General features: G+C 44.5%; 22 protein-coding genes. 1 reads left to right on the forward strand and 21 read right to left on the reverse strand.

Annotated elements, in window-relative coordinates; translation table 11 throughout:
• Window positions 1-165: 165 nt before the first annotated feature.
• From DUN60_RS08100 to DUN60_RS08145, 9 genes are all read right to left on the reverse strand, one after another.
• Window positions 166-2049, reverse strand: coding sequence for a methyl-accepting chemotaxis protein (locus tag DUN60_RS08100; RefSeq protein WP_004733396.1), 1884 nt, complete (start codon window positions 2047-2049; stop codon window positions 166-168).
• Between the two features lie 323 nt (window positions 2050-2372).
• Window positions 2373-3944, reverse strand: coding sequence for a BCCT family transporter (locus DUN60_RS08105; protein ID WP_017093820.1), 1572 nt, complete (start codon window positions 3942-3944; stop codon window positions 2373-2375).
• Between the two features lie 272 nt (window positions 3945-4216).
• On the reverse strand, window positions 4217-5815 hold the full coding sequence (locus DUN60_RS08110; RefSeq protein WP_054547371.1) for a BCCT family transporter: 1599 nt from the start codon (window positions 5813-5815) through the stop codon (window positions 4217-4219).
• Between the two features lie 169 nt (window positions 5816-5984).
• The gene (locus tag DUN60_RS08115) at window positions 5985-6623 is read right to left on the reverse strand and encodes a response regulator transcription factor (protein ID WP_114633711.1); all 639 of its coding nucleotides are present in this window, start codon (window positions 6621-6623) and stop codon (window positions 5985-5987) included.
• A complete protein-coding gene (locus tag DUN60_RS08120) occupies window positions 6616-7971 on the reverse strand; it encodes a cache domain-containing protein (RefSeq protein WP_114633712.1) in 1356 nt (451 codons plus the stop codon). Before DUN60_RS08120 ends, DUN60_RS08115 begins: the two co-directional genes overlap by 8 nt.
• A gap of 104 nt (window positions 7972-8075) precedes the next feature.
• The gene (locus DUN60_RS08125; protein WP_054547368.1) at window positions 8076-9359 is read right to left on the reverse strand and encodes a TRAP transporter large permease; all 1284 of its coding nucleotides are present in this window, start codon (window positions 9357-9359) and stop codon (window positions 8076-8078) included.
• A gap of 9 nt (window positions 9360-9368) precedes the next feature.
• Window positions 9369-9941, reverse strand: coding sequence for a TRAP transporter small permease subunit (locus DUN60_RS08130; protein WP_054547367.1), 573 nt, complete (start codon window positions 9939-9941; stop codon window positions 9369-9371).
• Window positions 9942-10152: 211 nt separating this feature from the next.
• Window positions 10153-11247, reverse strand: coding sequence for a TRAP transporter substrate-binding protein (locus DUN60_RS08135; protein WP_029223544.1), 1095 nt, complete (start codon window positions 11245-11247; stop codon window positions 10153-10155).
• A 619-nt stretch (window positions 11248-11866) separates the two neighbouring features.
• Window positions 11867-12259 carry a hypothetical protein gene (locus DUN60_RS08145; RefSeq protein ID WP_004733388.1) on the reverse strand — a complete coding sequence of 131 codons (393 nt, stop codon included), beginning with the start codon at window positions 12257-12259 and terminating at the stop codon, window positions 11867-11869.
• 220 nt (window positions 12260-12479) lie between these two features.
• On the opposite strand from DUN60_RS08145, the gene DUN60_RS08150 reads away from it, so the two are divergent.
• Window positions 12480-13280 (forward strand): DUF2982 domain-containing protein, encoded by an 801-nt coding sequence (locus tag DUN60_RS08150; protein WP_114633714.1) that lies wholly within the window; start codon window positions 12480-12482, stop codon window positions 13278-13280.
• 121 nt (window positions 13281-13401) lie between these two features.
• On the opposite strand, the gene DUN60_RS08155 is transcribed toward DUN60_RS08150, so the two are convergent.
• The 12 genes from DUN60_RS08155 to DUN60_RS08205 form a co-directional block, all read right to left on the reverse strand.
• Window positions 13402-14055 (reverse strand): MBL fold metallo-hydrolase, encoded by a 654-nt coding sequence (locus DUN60_RS08155; RefSeq protein ID WP_004733386.1) that lies wholly within the window; start codon window positions 14053-14055, stop codon window positions 13402-13404.
• Window positions 14056-14155: 100 nt separating this feature from the next.
• Window positions 14156-14704 carry a peptidoglycan L,D-endopeptidase MepK gene (gene mepK / locus DUN60_RS08160; RefSeq protein WP_065204824.1) on the reverse strand — a complete coding sequence of 183 codons (549 nt, stop codon included), beginning with the start codon at window positions 14702-14704 and terminating at the stop codon, window positions 14156-14158.
• Between the two features lie 199 nt (window positions 14705-14903).
• The gene (locus tag DUN60_RS08165) at window positions 14904-16442 is read right to left on the reverse strand and encodes a L,D-transpeptidase family protein (RefSeq protein WP_114633715.1); all 1539 of its coding nucleotides are present in this window, start codon (window positions 16440-16442) and stop codon (window positions 14904-14906) included.
• A gap of 80 nt (window positions 16443-16522) precedes the next feature.
• Window positions 16523-17611 (reverse strand): DUF1513 domain-containing protein, encoded by a 1089-nt coding sequence (locus DUN60_RS08170; protein WP_114633716.1) that lies wholly within the window; start codon window positions 17609-17611, stop codon window positions 16523-16525.
• A complete protein-coding gene (locus tag DUN60_RS08175) occupies window positions 17601-18662 on the reverse strand; it encodes an imelysin family protein (RefSeq protein ID WP_114633717.1) in 1062 nt (353 codons plus the stop codon). Before DUN60_RS08175 ends, DUN60_RS08170 begins: the two co-directional genes overlap by 11 nt.
• A 158-nt stretch (window positions 18663-18820) precedes the next feature.
• Complete coding sequence (locus DUN60_RS08180; protein WP_114633718.1) at window positions 18821-20209, reverse strand: di-heme oxidoreductase family protein; 1389 nt, start codon at window positions 20207-20209, stop codon at window positions 18821-18823.
• A 110-nt stretch (window positions 20210-20319) separates the two neighbouring features.
• A complete protein-coding gene (locus DUN60_RS08185) occupies window positions 20320-21579 on the reverse strand; it encodes an imelysin family protein (protein ID WP_017078703.1) in 1260 nt (419 codons plus the stop codon).
• A 176-nt stretch (window positions 21580-21755) separates the two neighbouring features.
• The gene (locus DUN60_RS08190) at window positions 21756-22352 is read right to left on the reverse strand and encodes a GTP cyclohydrolase II (protein WP_004733379.1); all 597 of its coding nucleotides are present in this window, start codon (window positions 22350-22352) and stop codon (window positions 21756-21758) included.
• A 249-nt stretch (window positions 22353-22601) separates the two neighbouring features.
• A complete protein-coding gene (locus tag DUN60_RS24550) occupies window positions 22602-22778 on the reverse strand; it encodes a hypothetical protein (RefSeq protein ID WP_017063565.1) in 177 nt (58 codons plus the stop codon).
• 89 nt (window positions 22779-22867) lie between these two features.
• Complete coding sequence (nrfF, locus tag DUN60_RS08195) at window positions 22868-23308, reverse strand: heme lyase NrfEFG subunit NrfF (RefSeq protein ID WP_054547360.1); 441 nt, start codon at window positions 23306-23308, stop codon at window positions 22868-22870.
• Entirely contained in the window at window positions 23305-23859 is a 555-nt protein-coding gene (locus DUN60_RS08200) for a DsbE family thiol:disulfide interchange protein (RefSeq protein WP_114633719.1), read from the reverse strand. Before DUN60_RS08200 ends, nrfF begins: the two co-directional genes overlap by 4 nt.
• A complete protein-coding gene (locus DUN60_RS08205; protein WP_114633720.1) occupies window positions 23840-25756 on the reverse strand; it encodes a heme lyase CcmF/NrfE family subunit in 1917 nt (638 codons plus the stop codon). The genes DUN60_RS08200 and DUN60_RS08205 overlap by 20 nt, the downstream gene beginning before the upstream one ends.
• Window positions 25757-25767: the final 11 nt, after the last annotated feature.

Raw genomic sequence — 25767 nt, forward strand, 5'->3', positions numbered from 1 at the left:
TGGATTCATAACTCTAACTAGCACGTACAAAAAAGCCGAATGTGATAATCACATTCGGCTTTTTGATAACATTCTCGCGAATTGATCGCTAGTACGCTTTTTTCTGTTCTATCGCTATTTGCTATTCGCTAAGAACTTAAAAATAAGCACTCTAATACTAAGAGCTTACAGCTTGAAGCGGCTAATTTCGCTTTCTAGCTCGTGAGACAGCTCAGAAAGTTGAGCGGCTTGCTCTGCAGCTTGGTGTGCTTCGTCTGCTAGCTCGTTAGATACGTCACGGATTCCCTCAGTGTTACGAGTAATCTCAGACGTTACTGATGCTTGCTCTTCTGCAGCAGAAGCAATCTGTGTCGCCATGTCACTAATGCGTTCAACAGCAGCATGGATTTGCGTTAAGCTTGCAGCCGCTGAGTTCGCGTCATCAACACTGGTTTCAGCAAGACTACGGCTATCGTTCATGATGCTAACCGCTTTGCCTGTTGTACCTTGTAGCAACTCAATAGTTTGTTGAATCTCTTGCGTTGAACCGTGTGTACGTTGGCTCAGAACTCGAACTTCATCCGCTACAACCGCGAAACCACGACCTTGTTCACCGGCACGTGCTGCTTCAATAGCCGCGTTAAGTGCAAGTAGGTTCGTTTGTTCTGCAATACCTTGAATGTTAGACAAGATAGCGTTGATGCTGTTGCCGTGCTCTTCAAGTTCTAGGATAACGTTAGTTGCGATTTGAACTTCTTGAGCAAGGTTTTGGATAGAGCTTTGAGTCTGTGTCACTTGACCAGTACCGTGCTCACAAGCGCCAACCGCTTCAGATGAGTTCTGTGCAGTGTGGTCAGCGTTACCCGCGATCTCTTGTGTTGCTGCAGCCATTTCGTTAACGGCTGTTGCTACCATGTTGATTTCGTCTTGTTGCATTTGGATACGAGCACTACGTTCTTCAGCTTGAGAAGCCGTTTGACGTGCTTGGTTGCCTAGCGCAGCAGATACTTCGCTTAGCTTGATCACCATGGTGTGCATGTTGCCTACAAAACGGTTGAAGTTTTCAGCAAGCTTACCAATTTCGTCATCGCTCTTAGGCTCAAGACGTTGAGTAAGGTCGCCCTCACCTGAAGCAATTTCTTCAAGTGCCGCTGAAACACGGTTCAAATCACGGAATAGGAAGCTCACTAACCAAGACACTAATACGATTACGATTAACGTAATAATGACCGCCGTTGTGATCAACTGAGTAAGTAGTGTTGAGTGGTTCGCTTCTTCTGTTGCTTTGTCCATCTGAACCGCGAAGATCCAGTTAGTGTTAGGCACCTTCGTGAAGTAAAGCAGCTTCTCAGCGCCACGTTCTTTGATGATCTCGATGCTACCCGTACGCACTGCGTTCTCGATAATTGGCATAGAGATGTCGTTTGAAAGCTGGCTTACCGGCTTCAGGCTCAGTGCTGAATCTGGGTGTGCGAGGAATGTGCCGTCAGAGGCATCAATTAGCATTGCGTAAGCATTGTCACCAACATCAAGGCTGATTACATCGTTCACTAGTTGGTCGATAAGTACGTCTGCACCCACTACACCAACAAGTTTGCCGTTATGACGCACAGGCTCGGCAATTGTTACTAGCAATGCTTTAGTGATCGCATCTTGGTAAGCCGTTGTGATGATTTGCTTACCTGCAGCGTTTGCTTCTTGGTACCAAGGACGTTGACGAGGATCGTAACCGGCGCGATTACGTTCAGGATGTGAACGGTACATTCCGCCTTCTGGAGTACCTAAAAAGATATCGTCAAAGCCACCCGCTACACGAGCTTGCTTAAGGAAAGGAACAACATCATCCTCTCGTGAAAAGTCATTAAATGCTGATGCGATATCGGTACGGATATCAATCCAGTTTTTAATACCTTCAGATGCTGCTTCTGATACGCTTTCAGCTCGTAGGTATACGCCATTACGAGTCTGTTCAAATAATTGGTTTGCTGACAACCAAGTCAACGCTGTAGCCATAACGACAACAGCAGATAGGCTAGCACCTATCAACTTCTGCTTTAGTGTTAGTTTCATGTCAAAGTTTCACGAGTGGTGGGAAATCTCGCGCATACTACCCAATATCAGTATTAAATTCGAGCGATTTCACAATTTAATATTGGAATATATTTTTATGTAAACCATGGCCTTAGCTTATGCCAATTCCTTGGCTTTTCGCCAAATTCACGGCGCTATTAAGTGTATGGTTATTAGAAAATATGTCAGCTTCAATACGGTAAAATAGGTATTGGAATAGATAGAAAAATAGATGTAAAAAAGGCAGGAGAGTTTCCTCACCTGCCTTCTTATTATTAAGCATTCGACCGTCTATAAATCGCGGTCAATTTTAGCTTTAAAGGTTAGCGTTTTTCTGTACGCATACCCATTAGCAAGCTCACACACATCAATAATAGAATGATGGTGAATGGCAATGCCGTCGATATTGCGCCCGCTTGTAGAGCCTGTACTGCTTCTGTACCGCCAACCCACAATAGAGCGACTGCAATCGCACCTTCAAGGAACGCCCAGAACACACGTTGAGGTACAGGCGTATCAACTTTACCACCTGCGGTGATGCTGTCGATTACTAGAGAGCCTGAGTCAGACGATGTAATGAAGAATACTAGAACTAAGATAACCGCAATGATTGATAGCAGCGTACCGAACGGTAGAGCATCAAACATTTGGAACATTGCCAGTGATACATCAGTCAAACCATCTTGACCAAGGATACCCACGTTATTCACGATTTGGTCAATCGCCATGCCACCAAATACTGACATCCAAATGATAGTAACAGTCGTTGGAACAATCAGAACAGCTGTGATGAACTCACGAACCGTACGACCTTTAGAAACACGCGCGATAAACATACCTACGAATGGTGACCATGAAATCCACCAAGCCCAGTAGAATACCGTCCAGCCGTGCATCCACGCTTCATCTTCACGACCATGAGGGTTACTCAAAGGAATGATGTTTTCAACGTATGCCATAAAGGTTGTTGGGATAGAACCTAAACTCACCGCATAGCCGATTAGAGCCACTAAGATAAGCAGTAGGAAAGCAACCAACATGTTGATGTTACTGATAACTTTAACGCCGCCATCAATACCGCGAAGCACTGACACGACCGCTAATAACGTTACTACGGTAATAACAACAACTTGTAACCCTAAGCCAGCCTCGATTCCGAAGACATGTTGAATACCACTTGCTGCTTGTTGTGCACCTAAGCCCAGCGACGTCGCCAAACCAAACAGCGTTGCAAGAACCGCCAGAATATCAACAATGTGACCAGCCCACCCCCACGCTCTATCACCCAAGATTGGGTAGAAAATAGAACGAATAGAAAGAGGCAATCCCTTGTTGTAAGAGAAAAACGCAAGTGACAGTGCTACTACGCCATAAATCGCCCAAGGGTGTAGACCCCAGTGATACATGGTTGCACCTAGCGCCAACTTAGCAGCTTCTGGTGTGTTTGGTTCAACACCTAACGGGGTTTCAAACCAACCCGTGAAGTAAGCAGCGGGTTCCGCCACACTCCAGAACATTAGGCCGATACCCATACCTGCGGCAAACAACATCGATAGCCAAGACATGAATGAGTAATCTGCCGTCGCATCAACACCACCAAGGCGGATTTTACCATACGGAGAAACAATTAAGCCTAAGCAGAAAACAACGAAAACATTACCCGACCAGATGAAAAGCCAATCAAACGAATTGATGATCTGGCCTTTAACGCCATCTAGTGCTGCCTTTGCTGAAGCGGTATCTGTAATCAGAATGCCGATCAGGAACAAAGCAATAAGTCCTGCACTGATACCAAATACTGGGTTATGAACATCAAAACCCCATTTTTGGACGTTATCTTGACCGACAGTGTAATCCGTACTGTCGATACTGTATTTATCTATACCTTTAGTCATTATCCCTCTCTACGGAATATTGATAGGGTCTGTTGACCTTACTATCCCTTACTTACTTGTGACTGAATCACAAACTCGAACACACGATCCAAGTAATACAAGCTGTTGTCACAATAATTCAAATACTTGGATGTCTGAAGTTTAGCAGGTTAACTTATTGTTTTCAGTAAACCAGAATCGGTTCGATGGGTTTTCATCCAATATTCACGTAATTACTCAAATTACTGACGAAAAAAAGGCCGAACAAGTCGGCCGTTATTTGAATAATACTTTTAACTCAAAGCATTTTGCTGCTTAACCAATTGATTTTCGGTACGCAAACCTAGCAATAAGCTTAGGCACATAAGCAATAATATGAACGCAAATGGTAGCGCCATTGATACCGTTCCAGCTTGCAGTGCTTGAATGGATTCCGTACCGCCAACCCACAATAGAACAGCTGCAATCGCACCGCCCATCAACGCCCAAAATACACGTTGAGGAACAGGGGCATCAACTTTACCGCCAGAAGTAATGCTGTCGATAACTAATGAGCCTGAATCTGACGAGGTGATGAAGAACACCATAATCAAACCAATCGATACTACAGAAAGCACAGAACTCATTGGCAGCGCATCATAAGTGTGGAATAGAGAAAGCGTAATATCTTGCAAACCATTCACGCCTATCTCACCCACCTTGTTCGCCACTTGATCAATCGCGATACCACCGAAAATAGCCATCCAGATGATGATTACTGTCGTTGGGATGAACAATACAGCGACGATGAATTCACGAATAGTACGACCTTTAGAGATACGCGCGATGAACATGCCTACGAATGGTGACCAAGACATCCACCAAGCCCAATAGAATACCGTCCAACCCTGCATCCAAGTTTCATCATCACGACCATGAGGATTACTTAGAGGAATAAAGTTTTCAATGTAGCCCATTAGCGCGGTTGGGATTGCTTTAATACCCGCCATACCACCAGCGATCGTTACGAAGATAAGCAAGCCCAAAGCAACCAACATGTTGATGTTACTTAAAACCTTCACGCCACCGTTAATACCGCGAACCACTGACATTGTTGCTAAGAAAGTGACCACTGCGATAACAATGAGCTGCATGCCAATACCACCATCGGTACCAAACACATGGTTAATACCACTGGTTGCTTGCTGTGCGCCTAGGCCAAGCGATGTTGCAAGGCCAAATAGCGTAGCCAGTACCGCGACGATATCAACGATATGTCCAAACCAACCCCAAGTTCTGTCACCGAGTAGCGGGTAAAAGATTGATCGAATAGAAAGCGGTAAGCCTTTATTGAAAGTGAAAAAAGCGAGGGCTAGAGCAACAACGGCGTAAATAGACCAACCGTGTAAACCCCAGTTATAAATAGTTGCGCCAAGCGCCAACTTAGCTGCTTCAGGAGAATAAGCTTCAACACCGAGTGGCGTTTCATACCAGCCCGTGAAGTAAGCTACTGGCTCAGCAACACCCCAGAACATCAAACCAATACCCATTCCTGCGGCGAATAACATCGACATCCAAGATAGGTTGGAGTGCTCTGCTTTGGCATCATTGCCACCAATACGTATCTTGCCATACGGAGAGACAATGAGGGCAAAACAGAAAATAACAAAGATGTTGGCTGCCCACATGAAGAAACCATCGAAGTTACCGATGACTTTCCATTTAATTCCATCAAGTGCTGATTTTGCGGTTTCAGGATCAGCGATCAAAAGTGCAACCAGGAAGATGATAATCGCTCCTGCACTGATTCCAAATACTGGGTTATGGACGTCAAAACCCCATTTCTGAACGTTATCTTGTCCTACTGTATAATCGGTATTTTCAATACTATACCTATCTTTTACAGGCTCCATGTTTCCTCTCTAATTTGTAGCGCACAGTTTGCAACATTGCATTCGGCGCTTAAATTTCGAAAAGAAGGATATCAACCTGTCGCAAAAATACTAAAAAAACCGCCAAAAATCAGGCATAAATTACAACTTTAGTAATTAAATTACACATTTAATGTAATTTAGCGTAAGATCACTCCACAAGCCCAGAATTAACAGCATATTTAGCTAGCTCTGCCGTAGAGTGAATATCCAGCTTATGCTTAATGTTTTGTCTATGAGTTTCGACGGTTCGATAACTGATATTCAGCGCCTTTGCGACCTCTTTACTGCTCTCCCCTTTCGCCACCAATTTCAACACTGCTTCTTCACGCCTGCTCAATGGATTCTTTACAGATTGCGTGGGAGTAATAGGCTGTGTGAACAAATTCTGTGTTACTTTTTCACAGAAATAGGTCGAACCTTGGTTCACCGTTTTAATCGCCTGTACCATCTTTTCCGCGGAAATCTCTTTCAACATATAGCCGACGGCACCCGACTGCATCACTTTCATGATGTATTCACGGTTGTTATGCATGGTCAGCATCAACACCTTGGCATCAGGGTCTTCTTCTTTAATCAGGTGGGTGGCGTCAATGCCATTCATTATAGGCATGCTGATATCCATCAACACCACATCAGGACGCAGAGTTTTAACTATTTCTACCGCTTCTAATCCATTACTGGCGGTACCTATCACACAAATATCTGGCTCGAGTTCCAATCTCGCCATAAAGCCATCCAATACCACTTGGTGATCGTCAGCGATCACAACTCGAATAACTTCACTCATTCATTAATCCCTCTAGTGTCAGTAACACTGTAATTTCTGTTCCGAGGCCAATCTCACTCATCAATTCAAAATCACCACCAATGAACTCCACTCGCTCTCTCATATTGCGCAGACCGATCCCTCGTTTTTCCATCGCTTTATAGGTGTTGAAACCGACACCGTTGTCTTGGATTAGAAGCTGTAACACGTTGCCAATTTGCTGCGCGATAACCGTTACTTTGGTCGCTTGTGCGTGTTTCTCTATGTTATTTAAGGACTCTTGCACCACTCGATATAAGGTCGTCGCAGCCTCTGATTTCAATTTTCCGGGCCGAGTACTAAACAAGGTTTCTACTTCTATGCCCGAGTGCGCCTGAAAATCTAACAGCAATGAAGACAGCGCCGCTTCTAAGCCAATATCATCCAGTGAGCTTGGACGAAGTTGATGGGAGATGTGCCTCACCTCTTCGATCGCTCGCATCAATGAATGCTGCGACTTATTCAAATGCGCTTTGAGGTCTTCATTTTGTAACTTATTACCAAGCAGTTCTAAGTGGCAACGACTCGATACTAATAATTGGTTAATACCGTCATGTAACTCACGCGCTAAATGCTTCTTCTCGTCCTCTTGAAACATCACCGTCTTATGCGCCAGTTCCTTCAGGTTATTATCTGCAATCCGATGTTCATGCATATTAATGGCTAAGGTCAGCACGATAATAACCGCCACGGTCACACTGAGAATCACCACAATGGAGAAGAAAGTGGTTTCAATATTCTTGTTGATCGCGGCCTGCATCGAAGCCACTTCTTGATGCACGTCTTCAATATACAAACCCGTGCCAATCATCCAATCCCAACGTTCCAACCAAGCGGCGTAACTCAGCTTAGAGACCACTTCCCCAGTCGAGGGCTTTTGCCACAAATACTGGTGGAATCCTCCTCCGGTTTGAGCCTCTCTTAGCAGTGCTTCTATCAGAAAATCACCATCTTCATCTTGTAATTGAAGCAGATTTTTCCCAATCAATTCCGGCTGTATTGGATGAACCAAATTGGTTCCATGGCGATCATATGCGAAGAAATAACCATCAGAGCCATATCTAAGTTTAGACAATATGGTTCGAACTTCTTTTTTGGCTTGGGCTTCTTGGATATTTGGATCGTTATAGATGTGCTCAATGGCGTCGAATGCGAGGTCGACCGTGTCTTTGAGGGCATTTTCACGCGACTTGATTAAGCTGTCTCTGAAGATCTCGACCTCTTTCGCACCCAACGTCTTGGTTTGGTGTAACGAGATCCAACTTATGCTCGCCGTGACCAGTAGCAACGGGAGTAGCGTCAGCAAAATCAGCTTAGCTTTTAGAGGCATTCCTTTCCCTCACAAAAAACGGCTTACTGAACATCAATAAGCCGTTTTACTTTAGCAATTTATAGATAGCCGTTGAAACATATCATTCACATTCTTGGCTTCACTCACATTCCATAGAAAGATGGGAAAGCGAGAAGTGATCCAAGTACGAGGATTTGAATCAGAATGAACGGCATCACGCCTCGGTAGATGTCCTTTGTGGTGACGCCTTTCGGTGCTACCCCTTTCAAATAGAACAAACTGAAGCCAAATGGCGGCGTTAAGAAGGAGGTTTGTAGGTTCATCGCGATAAGGATAGCGAACCAAGTCATGTTGATACCCATCAGTTCAGCAACAGGCGCAATGATCGGTACGATGATGAAACAGATTTCTACGAAGTCGATGAAGAAACCCAGAATCAAAATAACCAACATGGTAATGATCAAGAAGCCCCATTTTTCACCCGGCAACTGCAGCATCCACTCTTCAACTAGATAATCACCGCCAGTATAAGTGAACGCCATCGAGAATGCCGTCGCACCAAGCAAGATAGCAAAGACCATTGCCGTGACTTTCACCGTTTCTTTGGACGCTTCATACACCATCGACCAACTGAATTGACCGTACAACAAAGCAAGTACCATAGCACCCGCACCACCTAATGCAGCTGACTCTGTCGGCGTGGCAACACCCGCGAAGATAGAGCCCAATACGACAATGATCAGCGCGAGTGGCGGTACGATAGCTTTCAGTGCATTGATGACTTCTTGTTTACGACTAATTGAGTCATCACGTTCAATTGGTTGAGCCGCTTCTGGGTTAAGTTTTGCGTATATCAAGATATAAACGATATACGCGCCCACCAACATTACACCCGGCCAAATTGCCGCTTGGAACAAGTCGCCGACTGGCACACCCAATACATCACCCAATAAAATCAAGACGATGGATGGCGGAATGATTTGCCCTAAGGTACCAGACGCACAGATGGTGCCACAGGCTAAGCCTTTATCGTAGTTGTACTTGAGCATAACAGGCAGAGAGATAAGCCCCATTGCCACCACAGAAGCACCAACTACACCGGTTGATGCGGCAAGTAGCGAGCCCACCAGCACAGTCGAGATAGCAATACCACCACGAACTCCACCAAACAGTCGCCCCATTGACTCAAGTAATTGCTCAGCAAGCTTGGTCTTTTGTAGAACAAGCCCCATGAAAACGAACAATGGAACGGCCATCAGCACCGTATTTTCCATGATCGATTGAATTCGATATGGCATGAAGGCGAACATTTCGATGCCTTCAGCCCAAACACCAAAGATTAACGCGATACCACCAAAGGTGAACGCGACAGGGAAGCCAAGCAAAAGAGCAAACAAGGCTACGAAAAACATTACTATTCCAATCATGTTCAGCCTCTACTTATTCTTTGTATGAGTATTGTTTACATGCGTGTTAGTTGCATGGATAAGGTGCGGATTAAAAATCTTGTTCAGCGAATGCAGAATCAAACCAACACCACTGACTGCCATCAAGAAAAACGACAGTGGGATCATCGCTTTAATGATCCAACGATACGGCAAACCACCGGGATCGCCCGACGTTTCACCCAGGTTATAACTCTCTTTGGCCACATCGATACCAAACCAAGCCACCAGCAAACAGAAAGGAAGCAGGAAGACAACGGTACCTATTAGGTCAATAATGGCTTGTGCTTTAAAGCTCAGTTGCTCGTAAAAAACATCCACTCGTACGTGGCCACCCGCTTTGATGGCATAAGGAACACCTAACAAGAATACGGCTGAGAAAAGGTGCCATTCCATCTCTTGGAAGGCGATTGAGACATCATTGAAGGCATATCTCATGACAACGTCATACACAACGTTAGCGATAAGTAGAATAAACAACATACTGGAAAGCCATCCCAGTGCATCACCGATACGATTAAACAGGCGTTCAATATAAATTAGACTTCGCATTCCCGACTCCATGGAATTTGAAAAGACATCGCGTATTAGAGTTAGGGCAACTAAAACAAGTAGCGCTAACAAGATGCACGACGTAGAAAGGGTTCTTGGGATCTTGTTACAGGATTTATCCTGCTTAATTATTATGGTTAAAATGAACCCGCCGCTTAGTCACTCTTAGTTACCTAACAAGAACAGCTTTGGGTTCATTTAGCTTCAGTTCAACAACTGTCGATTATTTCGCTTGGCTATTTAAATAAGCTCTGTGTGAAATATCCGTCCATGAGCGCACTTGCTCTAGGTAGCTTGCTTGTGAAGCTTGGATCTCTTTTGCCAGTGCATCTTTCTCAGCATGTGCCGCAAGTAGGCGATCGTTCGCTTCTTTCAGTGCCGACATGACTTCTGGTGGGAAATCTTTAACTTGTACGTCTGGGTATTCTGTTTTCATTGAAACCCAGTTCTTGCCACTTTCGTGCGTTGCTTGTGTGTACATGTCGTAAGCCGCTGTACGCATTGCAACACGCAAGATTTCTTGTAGGTCTTCAGGAAGCTTGTTCCATGTACGTTTGTTCACTAGGAATTGAAGCTCTGAACCCGGCTCATGCCAACCTGTGTAGTAGTACGGCGCGATTTTGTGGAAACCCATACGCAAATCAAGTGATGGACCCACCCACTCTAGCGCATCGATTGTGCGACGCTCTAAAGACGTGTAAAGCTCACCAGGGGCAATGTTAGTCGGCTTAGCACCTAGTTCCGCAAGGATCTCACCGGCAAAGCCTGGGATTCGCATTTTCAGACCTTGTAGATCTTCAACGCTGTTGATCTCTTTTTGAAACCAACCACCCATCTGAATATCCGTGTTACCACCTGGGAACGACATTAGGTTGTGTGGAGAGTAAACCTGCTCCATCAATTCCATACCGCCACCGTGATAGAACCACGCGTATTGTTCTGCTGGCGTCATACCGAAAGGCATAGAAGTGAAGTAAAGAGTGTTTGGAACTTTACCTTTCCAGTAGTAAGAGCCTGAGTGACCCATGTCGTATTGACCAGACTTAACCATGTCAAAAACGCCAAGCGGTGCTTTGTGTTTGTTTGCTGAATCGATTCTGATTTGCAGTCGACCATTCGACATTTTCTCAGCCATCGCAGCCATGTTTTTGGTTGCATCACCGAAAACAGGGAAGTTTGGTCCCCATGTTTCAGCGAGCTTCAAGCGATAAACCTTATCAGCAGCTGTGGCGCCAGTTGCGACCAAAGCTAAACAAGCCGCTGCAGTAACCGCAACGTTTTTAAAAACTCGTGTGAGGGAGTTAGATATGAGACTCATGTTCACGTCCTTTTGTTGGATTAACACTCTTTCTGTGAGTATTTTTTATGGTTCAACATAAGAGTGCACCTTGATGAGGCAACTAGATATCAGGGAGAGCACGCACGACAGACCCACAAAAACTGCGTATTAGACCAAAGGATTACGTAGAACTACGTAGGAAATAATTGAGTTATGTCGGTTTTAAAGGACTTACTCTATTCATCAGGGGAATGCTTATTGATAAGTACCTAAGTATTAATAATTAAATACCGTTAACAATTGATTGCCATTTCATGATGAGGCTCTATTCACACCACAGATCAAATACGCACCTGAATGCATTCAATCCATGAAAATCAAGGTTTCACAGAATCAGACGCCCTACTTTGGTGCTTACTGATTCGAAACATCGGACACGCGAAAGACAGAGGAATAACGGAAGGGGTCAGCCGATTGGAAATAAGGCTTCTGGGGCTAGGTTCGAATGCTAGGTTTGAATATGAATATGAGTTTAGGGATTTAGGGGTTTGGGTTTGGGTTTGGGTTTGGGTTTGGGATTAACATGATCCGTCAGATACAAAAAAGCCTCGAAAATCGAGGCTTAAAAACTTAACGAAGCGAATGTAATCCCACAGGATTAGATAGCTTTGTAGATAACCTTGTTACCTGCAAGTTGCTCTTTCGCTACTAGGTTTTCTTCAAGAAGTTTTTTCAATGCGCCTGTTGCCCATGAAGCTGCTTTCGCGTCTTCTTGACCAGCTGCTAGGCCGATACCTTTAGGGTTAATGCCTTCAGCATTGCTAACAACGATGTCTAGAACTTGTTGTTGCTTAGGAGTCAGTGCTACTGCAACTTCTTTAGTTGCTGCTACTGCTTTCTCTACCGCTGGTTTTGCTGCTACAGTTTTTTCTGCTACAACTTTCTCTGCGACAGGCTTCGCTTTTTTCGGCGTTGCCACTGCTTTAACTACAGCCGCTTTAGTGCGTTTCTGCAGTTTAGCCTGCACCTTACGCTTATGAGCAAGTCTCATTGAATATTTCTCCAGTTCACTGCTCTTTTCGCAGTGGTGAAAATTTGAAGCGCGATTTATACCAAAAAACAGGAGCTATTTGTAGAGTGAAGCGCCGAAAGTCGACGAAAAATACCGATATTGTCTACTAACGTCTATTATTTAAACATCGACTTATCAATTCAGGGTCATATACACTGGTTATCCATCCAGACAAAAATATGAAAACTTGGTGTTGCCTATGGACACTCGTCACCTTACAAATTTCTCTTTGCCTTCGTTCACACGTTCGTACCGTATTCTGGCCGTTGTTTTAGGCTTCGTTTGCTTGATCGTTGCTCTGTACAGTGACAATCCAAAGTTACTGATCGTGGGTGCATTTTGCATTATTGCCCTACTCGGGACTGGCTATTATTTAATGTTGCGCAGCAGAGTGATGTTCACTCTCACACCGACTCATTTTCAGCAGCATTTTTATAAAGGTGGGTGGGTTTTAAAGTGGAGCAATATTGAAAAGATTGGCCTATGTACTTACGAACAAGATGGGTGGCATCAACCTCTCCCTTGGGTCGGCATTAAAATGAAAGATTACTCGCCCTACCTTGACTCTATTTGCCCCAAAATAACCTGCGAATTATTGCTGAGCCAGCGAGCACTTTTGTACTTGGGAGCGAAACAAGCGGGTAAAGAATCACACTTTGAAGATATGGTGCTCGACTCATCGCATTACCATGCACGTTGTACCGAAAACGGCTGTGTTGAATTGAGCCAATATAAAGAGTCAGAGACTATAGACGACGATAACATCAGTGATTACCAGCCACAGACTGCCCTTGATTCAACTAATGAATCGAACACTCAAAACGCGTTGATTAAAGACTATTCAGGATTACAGGCGATGCTTGCGAACAGGATGAAATATCAAAGAGGGTTTCACGGCTACGATATTTTCATATCAACCCATGATCTGAATATCAGTGGAGAGGAGTTTATTGGACTAGCTCGACGCTACTTGGCGGCTGCCGAGCGCTTTTCTGATTAAAAACAGACAAGTTTAGAAATAAACTCGCACGTAATAAAAAAGCTTAGCCTTAATACAAAAACTAAGCTTCATTTTCAATCAATCGCAACACGAGTAATCGGTCGGACAATCAAACACTTAATTAGTACAGAGGCATTTCATCCGCTACGAATGGGTTTGATGCGCGCTCACGGCCAAATGTCGATTCAGGGCCATGACCCGGAACGAATGTTACGTCGCTTCCTAGTGGCCAAAGCTTAGTCTTGATTGAAGCAATCAGCGTGTTGAAATCACCTTGAGGGAAATCCGTACGACCAATAGCACCGTTAAATAAAACATCACCAACAAACGCCATGCGCGCTTGCTCGCTGAACAGTACAACGTGACCTGGCGTATGACCCGGAGTATGAATCACATCAATCACTTGGTTACCAAAAGTCACTTTGTCGCCCTCTTCCAACCATGTGTTTGGTTCAAAGGCTTTGCACAGTGGGAAACCAAACATCTGGCTTTGATTCTCTAGACCTTGAAGCCAAAAGTTATCGGCTTTATGCGGGCCAACAATGTTCACGTTCAAGATCTCAGCAAGCGGTACAGTGCCACCCACATGGTCTAAGTGACCGTGCGTCAGGACCAAGTTCACCACTTTAACACCTAGCTCTTCAATGATCGCAGCCAGCTGTTGAACGTCACCGCCCGGATCGACAACGATGCCTTCCATTGTCTCATCACACCACACAATTGAGCAGTTTTGAGAGAAAGAGGTAACAGGAACAACTTGATACTTGAGAGACATATACAAACCTTAAAGGGCAAACTGAAATTTGGGCAAACTATGACATTGGATGTCTACTTTGACAAGTCCCTACCGTTTCGCTCTCAATTTAAGCTTAGCGCTACCAGCTGCGAACTGGGCCAGTATCGATATGGATAAAGTTGCTACGTGCATAATAACCCACACCACCCGCGTTCAGGCTTTTGGCTACGTCTCTTAATTCTTTTAAGTTAACGCCATCAATACGGAAATCGATCGCTTTACCCAGCATGTGGTAGCTCTTCTTGGCTACGCCACTCGACTTAGAACGCAATGCCTCATTGGTCGCTGGAGAGCGGTAGCCAGAGATGATCTGAACTTCTTTATGAATACCTAAGACATTTTGAATCTGAGTAATCTGATCAAACAGGTTCTTATCCATTGGGTGAATTTCATTACGGCGGAAATCGCGACATAGTTTGCTGAGGCGTGCCATCTCATCACCAACATAGTTAGTGCCATCGAAATAACAGGTCTCTAATCGTTCACCAGTGTGAAGATTGTTCATACTAATCGTTCTTGGTTGATCAGGGTATGAAGCAAAAGCGATAGAAGGAGTAATTGAGGCGACAACAGCGGTACCACCAGCGTAAGTCAGAAACTGACGGCGTGAAAATAAACTTTGAGACATACAGCAAAAAAACCAATTAGATCGAACGAAAAATGCACGATACATAATGGTAATTGCTGCGTCAACGTACAAAAACCGCCCAAAAGGTTAGTATTTGTAACCTTTGCACGGTTAGTTATTGATCCACATTATAATTTTATCAATAGAAGCTTGGTTGTCATTTTTTGGTCAAGATCACCCTTATTGGCTTCACTGATAATTAACCACCCTCTTTATCATATTGATAGATGTCACCACGATACTGAATGCCCCCTTCTTCAAACAACACGGTTTGATAGATGATATGCACGGGGATTCGCTTCTTGAGGCGAACCTTAGTATTAGGAGCAAGGTCACCATTCTGGTTCGGTACTTTCCTTACCTTGGTGGCAAACAACAACTCAGCCAATTCCTCTGCATGTTCGACACGTATGCAACCGGAGCTATAAGCGCGGAAGTCGTCATTAAACAGACCTTTACTTGGCGTATCGTGCAGATAGATCGCTCGCTTGTTAGGCGTATTGAACTTATACAAACCTAATGCATTGCGCGAGCCGGCCTGCTGGCGCATTCGATATGGGAAAGAATTGAAATTGATGGTCTGCCAATCGATCTCAGTGGTATCGACCGTCTCCATAGTGCGCCAACCGTCAATCACTTGGAAGTTGTGTGTATCTAGATAGCTTTCGTCCGCTTTCACCTTAGGCAAGATGTCTTTGACCATGATTTTCCATGGCACATTCCAAGTCGGGTTTAGGATGACCGAATCGAGGTTTATCTCTAAAAGTGGTGTTTTTCGCGATTTTCTGCCCACGACGACTTTGGACTCAAAGACCTCTTCGCCATCTTCCCAATACTTCATATCAAAACTAGGGACGTTAACGACGATAAGTGAGTCTCTGTCTCGTGGCCACAAACGAACACGTTCGGCATTCAAAGCCAATGAAGTCAATCGATCATCAAAGCTCATGTTGATCCATTTGATCGTATCTGGCCCGACGATCCCATCGTCTGTAAGGCCGTGCATGCGCTGAAAAGATTTAATCGCCGTTTGCAGATCTCGATCGAACTCGGGAAAATCGACCGCGATCATCGAGGTATCAACACCAACCAAAGCAATGCGCTCAACAAGAACCGTTTTGTCTGAAAGCTCGTCACCCAAGCGCTTCAAACCTTTCTGTCTATATCGTTCAATATTGAGTTCAGAGGCGGTTTCTAACACCGAATAGGTTGCTTTAAATTGGTCAAAATCCCCAACAGGCGGCGCGTAAGACAACACCATCTCCAATAAGTAATCATTGGCAACGCTGCTTTTTAATCTCATCAGAATATGCGGAGAAGGCGCAGGTAATTTGGAATGCAGCTTGCCCGAGAAGTACCACTCTTTACCGGCAAGCGGCGCATTTTCAACGTAGCTCAAGTAGTAGATAAAGGTATCGGTGAGTAATATGTCCAACTCTTGCCATTGAGCATGGGATTGATAGTGACGGATTTGCTTGAGTTGTCGCTCGAAGAGTGGTGCCATTTGAGCTTGTTCGAGAAGCGACAATTGAAATTCAAACGCTTTAACAAGTTCAGGGGAGTCCCATAGAATAGGCAGAGAGGAGTCTTGATAAATACTCTGGGTAAGCTCTGGATAAATCAACATAAAAGAGAGCTCTGAATCAGCCGGAATAAATCGGCTCTCGTCAGAACTCGTATAGCTCCATGCGTTCACAGAAACTAACACCAATAATCCACAGAAGTATTTCGCGAACATGCTTAACTCCATCACCAACCATCTCATAAGTATGGCAAAGAAATAGGAGTAAGCATGTTATTTTTAAGAGGCTTTATAAATCAGATTGAACTCCAATGATTATCCCACTGGACCGATGATTGCTGAGTTGATTTCTCATAAGGCTTGCTCTGGCTTACCACACTTCCCGCCCCAGAGCTTAGTCGAAACTCACCATCAAGCAGCACAGCACCAGAAGCATCAGATAATGCAGACAGTTCTACTAACTCTTTGGTTTCTTTAGACCAAATACCGTAGCAGTTGCCTCTTGGCGAAGTCGCAATAATCCAATCGTCTGACGCCGCAATACTGGCGATATAGTGATTGAACCTTGCCCATTGCTCTGGTTCCGCGTTCAGTGATTCAAACTGTCCACCTTTGGTATGCATCGCCAAAAGCGAAGGATACTCATCTGGTTCACCACGATATTGCTGACCACAAAGTACCGTTTCAGCACCATCATGGGCCAAGTGTCGAATGCTCAGCTTCTTATCCAACAATTCAACCTGATCAAGTAACACACCTTCAGGAGAAACATAACTCAAGCTCGGCTGCATCGAATCGAGGTTTTTCGGTGTTCTACCATCAGTATGAACGCCACCAACGCCGATCGCGAGGTTTCCATCCGGCATGATGATCACTTCATGAGGCCCAATACCAAAACCGCTGAACTCTTCGACCTTACGATAGCCTTGTGCGACATCGTAAACGCCAATCACACCTTGGCTGCTGTCCGTTTTCCCTTCAGTGGCATACAGTAACTTGCCGTCTAATGAGTAAACGCCATGACCGTAGAAGTGACGATTAGTCCCTTTCACGACCATTTTGATCTGCTGACCGTTTTTATAGTCAAACACCATAAAATAGTCACCAGGACGACGAGCAAAAACCACCGCATGTGATGAGGTTGGGCAAATCGCGACGCCATGACCACGATCTGGGATCGGCAGTTGACTCAATGGCATCCCATATTCATCAGCCACAACCGCTGAATATTGACCTCGCCCATTCAGCGCACAACCGATTAATTGAGGCTCACGAGATGAGCTCACAGCATCAGAGCGACTAGCACAGCCAAATGGAAGTACAGGAACAGCTGCACAACCCAGTGCAGCCTTGAGTAGCGTTCTTCGCGTAGTATCAGTCACCATCGGTAGCATTAAATCCTATTACCACGCCAAGCTCTATCGCCACTTCTTCATGAATGAGGTACTTCAAACGTTCTAGTTTGTTGTATTGAGTCAGCACATCTCGATAGCCCTCTTTGCTCTGCAGTAACTCGAACAAGCTTGAGTCTGTAGGCCAAGTATCTAGCGTCAATGTGAACTGGTCAGCAACACGGTCAGCAAGGTCGTTTAAGCCCTTCTCTCTCAACAAGCCGTCTAGGCCATTGCCATCGGCAAGGTACAAATTCTGCAGTGCTGCTACATTGGCTTTTAGTTGAGTCATCGAGGTTTGTGCACGCCATGATTCTGAGAAGTAAGGACGCGGATGACCAATTTTCGCCATCGGGCGACTCAGCTTTTTCATGCTGTAATCAAGTTGGTTGGTCAATAAAGCGATGTATTCAGACTCCCAGCGAGTATCGTCTAGCGCTAACCAAGGGTTAACCTGCCATGCCAGTGCAATCGAAGACGACTTAATCGCTAAGTTTTCAGTAATCGCTTGTGATGATTGGCAACCTAGCGCTTTGTCTTGAAGCAGTGGCGATTGCTCGTCATAAAGCGACCATTCCAACGCACCTAGCCCTTGAACGGTCACACTCTGCTGAGCAATTTCGTGCTGGGACCAAACTTTATCTTGCTGAGTCAGCTGGCGCATTTTTAGGCCTGTGGTGTTCTTTTTGTCTGGCCAGAATTGAACATTCCAGCTCTCTTCTAGTGCCGCTGTTGGGCCTCTTTCTTGGCCTTGTAGCGCCATCCAGCTGTTCATGGTGAGCTGCCACTGATTTTTCAATGCATCTAACTCAACATCATTGGTTTGGCAGTAACCCTGCATCAAGACTTCTAGCTCATTGGCTTGCTTGGCAAATAGGACGGCCGAATCAAACTCTTGTTGATAGACACTGCGACTGATGTGATCGGTCGTGTCTGCTTGATAAGACACACCGTTAACCTCAGATGAAGCGGCTTGCTCACCCGATGATTGGCAGCCTGCCATAATTAATACCGACAAAGGCATTAACAAAAATTTATGTGTCATGCTGTTACCTTACTTCCTAATTTTTCTTTTAATTATATGAGTTCATTAAATACGAAACGACCGCTGGCCTCGTATTCCTACAAGTTCAGCGGTGCTAAGTGGTTTGATAGCGGCTTTCTTAAGTCATTAGCCGTTAACTAAGCTGAATGCAACTCAGCCTATAACGAGTTTAAGAACGCCAATAGCGCTTCACGCTCGCTGCTACTAAGAGCTAAAACGTTTTGTTTCGCCATTTCTGCTTCACCACCATGCCAAAGCACAGCTTCCATAACGTTTCTTGCTCGGCCATCATGAAGCAGGAACGTATGACCATTCACTTCTTTGGTATAGCCTAATCCCCATAAAGGTGTTGTGCGCCATTCTTGGCCATTCGCAAGATACTCAGGACGGTTATCCGCTAAGCCTTCACCCATATCGTGCAGCAACATATCGGTATATGGGCTAATTAACTGCTTAGACAGTGATGGTAAACCTTCACGCTCTGCCGTGCGGAATTCAGCTTGGTGACAACTTTGACAACCAGCGTCTTTAAACAGCTTTTTACCCTGAACAACGACTGGATTGTCGACATTACGACGAATAGGCACGGCTAGATGCTGCGAATAAAACTCAACAAAATCTAGGATGTTATCGCTTACTTCTGGTTTGCCACCATTTGGAAAATCATCACAAGTTGATTGCGCTGATGTGCAGTTTTCATTCGGGAATAAGCGACTCGTTAAGCCCAAATCACCGTTAAACGCCGCCGCATTTTGTTGCATTAAGTTTGGCTGTCCAGCTTTCCAACCAAAACGGCCTAGAGCCATTTCGTTGGTTTGCACATCGAGAACATAGTTAGCTTTACCTGAAATACCTTGTTTGTCGGCCAATTGCTGATCAGCAAATCCAAGAATCGTTTCTTTTGAAATGCTCTCCAGCAGACCAAGACCAATCATTGGCGGCGCAACGCGCGCAGAAAACTCTGTTTTAGGGTGCATCTCGCCAAAAGCAAGATCAGTAATCTTTAGGGTTGGTTTACGCAGAGTCACGACTGTGCCGTCTTTGAATTCAACTGGAACATCTGTGTAGCTGATGTTCACTTTACCCTCTGGTTTCACACCTTGAAGCGCGAAATCTTGTAACTGGCCGCCGTAAGTCGGTTCTGGAATACCACCATCGCGAATGAAAGCTTGTCTCTGCTCTGGCGTTTCAGCTGGGATACTTAAGCGAACCAACATGGATACCGCGTTCTCATCGCCTTTTTCAGGCGCATGACCACGACCATCTTTAATATGGCAGTTTTGACAACCGTTGGTGTTGAATAATGGGCCTAACCCATCACGCGCATCGGTTGATGAGGGTGCAGGTACCCAAGGATTTCTAAAGAAGCTGTTACCGACACTGAAATCCAAGCGTTTGCTCATTGGTAGATTGGCTGCAGGAAGAGAAAAAGCATTCGCTCCCTCTTTCTTCACAGTCGTTTTACCACCAGAGTAAGTTTCATGGGCGTGTAATGGCGATAAGAAAAACAGTGCGGTTAATAGTGAGGCTGATAGATACGACTTCATACATTGCCTTGCTGTGTTTTTGATTTTAGTTTTTATTTGGGAGTAACTTTCATGAGTAACAAACAATTAAGGGCTCAATGAGAGCCCTTTATGATTTTCGTCACGGGTTCTTAGAACTCGTGATCAGCCGTGTCTGGGTTAAGGCTATCAATACCAATAACACCAGCGGCACGCTCGATTGCAGCGGTTTGAGACACTAGAGCAACAATTGTTTTGTTTACTAGTGCATTCCCCGCAGCGTTGTCAGCAGCAATTAGCTGATCGAAATGCTGGTTATTTTTTTCTGCAGAAACAACCAGCTGACCAACTTGTGCACGTGCTAGATCAAACTGCTTTTGAATCTCTTTCGCAGCTTGCTCATCTTTTTGCTCAACTAGGTCAAACAGGCTTGGACCTGAAAGCAGAGTGCCGTCTTCACGCTTATATAGACCCGTGTAAACGTTGTAGATGCCTTGCTCGTTGTAGTAGTGAGAGTTGTGCGTGTTATCAGAGAAACAGTCGTGCTCATCTTCAGTAGAGTTAGCTTCTAAAGCCACTTTCATACGCTCACCCGCCAATTCACCTAGAGACAGTGAACCCATGCCGAACAACATTTTACGTAGGCCGTTGTCGCTAGATTCAGAAAGAAGCTCTTGGCGGTAGTTGCCTTTCTCGCCTTCAGCCCACTGTTTTTCCATCCACTCTAGATCTTGGATAAGTAGTTCAGCTGATGCTTTTAGGTATGCGCCACGACGGTCACAGTTGCCGTTAGTACACTCAGCACCAACAACGAAATCAGTGTAAGCACGCTCACCTGCACCGCTGTTTGTGCCGTTTAAATCTTGACCCCAAAGTAGGAATTCAATCGCGTGGTAGCCAGATGCTACGTTTGCTTCAGAGCCACCGATCTCGTTGAGATCTGCAATTAGTTCTGGAGTAATGTTGGTTGCGTCTACCGTTGTCTGACCAATTTGGAAAGTTTTATTAGCAACGATGTTTGCGCTAGCGCCTTCGTTACCAAGCTCATATTGGTAATCAGTCGAAACGTAATCGATTAGGCCTTCATCAAGTGGCCATGCGTTCAATTGGCCTTCCCAATCGTCAACAACAACGTTACCAAAGCGGAATACTTCTGACTGTTGGTAAGGTACGCGAGACTCAAGCCAAGCTTGTTTTACTTGTTCGAAGTTGCCAGCAGAAGGAGAAGCTAAGAAGGTATCAATAGAAGAGTTCAACGCTTTTGCTGTAATTACTGAATCTGCAAACACGGCATGAGCAATATCTGCGTAATGTTCTACAACTTGATCTTGAGTTACTGCTGCGAAAGAAGAAGCAGAGGCAAAAAGGAGTGACGAAGTTACGGCTTTTGTCACTAAAGATTTAATAGTCATGAAGCGTCCTTGTTGAGCTTTAAATTATTATTCGTAGTAATAGTGCAAACCATTATCATTTGCACTACGGATTGGAATAATACAAACTTACAATTTTATTGCAAGATAAATACAAAAAAACCTCACATATGTGAGGTCTTTAAACATTTTTATGTTAAGCGCAACAAAGAGGCTAATCAGATATCCAGATTATGCTTACCGTGTGAGACTTTTGCCTTCAGGTAGCTTTCATTACCCGACTTAACATGAGCAGAGGTGTTCACCACTTCTTCAATCTCAATACCAAAAGATTTCAGCTCATTAATTTTCTTGGGGTTGTTAGTGACTAGGCGAATTTTTGTGGTTCCTAAAGCACGAAGCATTTCTGCCGCTTCAGTAAAATCACGCAAATCATCACCGAAACCTAGATGGTTATTGGCTTCGTAAGTGTTCATACCTTCACTTTGCAGGCGGTATGCATCGATTTTATTGTATAGACCAATACCACGACCTTCTTGGCGTAAGTAAAGAATCACTCCACCCGTCTCACCCATAATTCTAATGGTTTCGTCTAGCTGCTCACCACAGTCACAGCGAGAGGAATGGAAAACATCACCAGTCAGGCACTCAGAGTGCATACGAACAAGAGGTATGTCTTGTGTCTTGTCTGCTGATTTAAATATCACAGCAACATGCTCTTTATCTGTTTTCAATCCATGAAAAGACAGAAGTTCAGCATCAATACTGCTTGTTACCCCTACTTTGAAATCTATTCTGGCACGCACTTCCGCCATAGCTATACTCACTTGAAAATTCGATGTATTTAACAACACTACATTATATGTCTAGGCAATATTTTGTAGCTAACTATCTAATGATAGACACTATGAGGCTGTTAACAATTTTTTTCAAGGTCGACCATGCACTAATTGTTATATTATAACAATAATTTTTCAGGTAACAAAAAACCCCACATTGCGATGACCAACATGGGGTTATAAATTAATCAGTTGCGGCTAAGACTACAATTTTTTACAGAACGATCAACTTACTTGAGTTTGCTTCCAGATGACAAGCTGAACCCAAGCGTTCTCTAATTCGGTTAACTCTTCTTGAGTAAGTGTAGAAATGCTCGACTTTGCACTGTATTTTTCTGCCCATTTGTCAGATCGGACATGAGTATGGAACTCTTTCTTTAAATTTGAGATTACGTTATCCACAGATACATCCTTATATAACAGTGCTTAGCCTTTATAATCCTTTAATGTTACAAAATACAGGTCAATTGGTAAACAGTAATACATAATTTTTATGAGCTCTTTCTAACACTTTTTACTGATAAATATATAAATAAGAGGAATAATACGCTCGGAAGTAGCCAAAGTAATAAGTTTGAAACACTCATTGCTGGTTTATAGAGCACAAATTCACCGAACCTTTCCGTCATATATTGAGTAATTTCATTATTACTCTTCCCTGCTTTCACCATATTGAATACAACGAGGCGTAAGTCTTTTGCAATTGGAGAGTTCGACTCAATCAGGTTTTGATTCTGACATTGCGGGCAACGTAGGGTTTTTGCCAATGTAATAGCGCGCTGCTGCTGTTCTGGGTTTTCAAACTCAAACAGTTCAACTTGAATACTCGTGTCCTTATTACTGGCTGTAAACAGATCTTCTGCCAAAGTCGGAAAACTAATAACCATAAGCGTAGACAGCATAACGAGTGCTTGTATCAAAGGCTTCATCATCCATTCGCACCATCAAAATACATCGCAAGTTCTTTGCGCCAAACCGATTCATTAATCACGCCCAGTAACTTCTTAATGATTTGGCCGTCAGCATCGACTAAATACGTCTCAGGAGTACCGATTACACCGAGTTCTAACGCCAACTTCCCTTGAGGATCGCTGATCACAGTTGAGTACGGGTTGCCGTCGTTGGACAATACATTAAGCGCAGCACCGGGGTTATCTCGATAATTGAGACCAACAATTGGAATACCTTCCTTTTGTAGTTCGAGTAAAAAAGCGTGCTCGGTTTTACATATTCCGCACCATGAAGCCCATACATTGACCAGTTGGTAAGGATGTTGAGTGACATCAGCCAACGTAATTTCCTGTTTACTACTGATGCCTTCACTATTCGCTAACGCAGTAGATATGAATTCTGGAAATGCCCTTTTTTGCTCCGACACAATCGTCGATTGCTGTTTATTATTGAGCGCAAAGGCAAAGCCCAACACCACCATTAATGCCAAGATAATTAACGTGATGAGCTTGTTACGAACGCTGGTATGCATACTGTGACGCCTTAACGGTTTTCTTTTTACGATGAGTCAATGAGAGTAAAGCGCCAAGAATGGAAAACAACCCACCAAACCAGATCCAGCGTGCATACGCCTTGTACTGCACTCGAAATGCATAAGCGGTGGAATCGACTTTCTCGCCCATGGTGATATAAACATCGCCATGCCAGAACCACTTCATTGCAGGCTCACTCATGTTCATGACTCGAACTTGGTAGTGTCTTCTTTCTGGCGCGATGGTAAAGCTTTTATCGCCTGCATCTAAGTTTAGTATCGCCTTCTCTGCGGTAAAATTTGAGGCGACATAAAGCTCGGTATCACGATGAGAAAGCGTCCAATCCATGAACTCTACTTGTGTGCTAGGGCTTAGTTTATAGCTGCGCTCAAACGAGTGATAGCTATTCATTGCAGCGCCTACGGCGAGCACCGCAACCCCGACATGAGCAAAGGTCATCACCCAGACTTTGCGTTGGAACTTAGCGCCGCGCGTTACCGCCAAGCCATACACATGAGTGAGTAACACCCAAAATGCGAGTGACCATGTCATTAGTACCATCACTTGGGTCTGCTCGACTTGCAAAGCGTAACAGGCGAACCCTAGACCAATAGATACTAGAGCGATCAGCGTAATAACACCTTTAGTCGCTTGAGGTTTAATACTCAGCAAAGGGGCTAAGCCGACGACGGCCAACGCAAGCAAAGCCAAAGGTGCAATCAACAGATTAAAGTAAGGCGCACCTACCGATATGTTCCCCAACCCAAGCAGTTCAAATACCATTGGATAAAACGTACCAAACACCACAACAGCGGTCGCCAGTACAAAAATGAGCACCGCGACTAGGCTTAAAAAGCTCTTACTCGCGAAGCTGGTAATCGGGTTAGATTCAAAAGACTCTCCTCTAATGATAAGCAGAGAAAATGAGCTCACCAGTACCAATACTAATATAAGTAGCAGTGCGATACCTTTGGTTGGGTCAACGGCAAAAGCATGCACCGACGTTAATACGCCAGAACGAACAATAAAGGTGCCTAAGATACTCAAACAAAACGTAATGAAAGCAAGGCTGAGAGACCATTTCAAGAGCTGTTGTTTGCCCTTGGCAACGCCTAAGCTGTGCAGTAAAGCCGTTGAAGTAAGCCACGGTAACAAGCTTGCATTTTCAACAGGATCCCAGAACCACCAGCCGCCCCAGCCTAATTCGTAATACGCCCACCAAGAGCCAAGAATGATCCCTGCAGTTAAAAAGATCCAAGCGACTAGACACCAACTGCGACAATGAGCAACCCAATCAAATTCAATTGGATCAACCAGCAAAGCGGCAACTGCAAATGCCAGCACCACAGAAAAGCCGACATAGCCAAGGTAAAGTAATGGCGGGTGAAAGATCAGACCGACATCTTGCAACATTGGGTTAAGGTCACGCCCTTCTAGCGGCAAGATCGAGTTCATTTCAAACGGATTTGATGCGAATAACGTGAACCAAGCAAATATCGCGAGCAGTAGGTTCATCACCCACAGCACTCGGCTTTGGTATTCATTCGAATAGTGTTTTTGTAAGGCGATCACGCCAGACCAGACGCTGATCGTCAGCACCCAAAATAACAAGGAACCTTCATGGCCTGCCCATACGGCTGCGAGCTTAAAAAATGAGGGTAATTGAGTATTTGAATGCTCAGCGACATAGAGAATAGAGAAGTCATCACTGACAAAAGCATAGCCAAGCAATGCGACAGAAGTGAGAGAAAGCAATGCACTTGAAAGAGAGAAACTGCGGATTAAACCTATATTTTGCGTCCGTTTGTTTAGCATTTGATAAAACGAATGCACACCAATAATGCTACTGAGTACAGCAACCAACACTAAACTAAACAGCCCCAAAGAACCGACCATATCACCTCAAT

This window comes from Vibrio splendidus (genome assembly GCF_003345295.1).
Taxonomy (GTDB): Bacteria; Pseudomonadota; Gammaproteobacteria; order Enterobacterales; family Vibrionaceae; genus Vibrio; species Vibrio splendidus_K.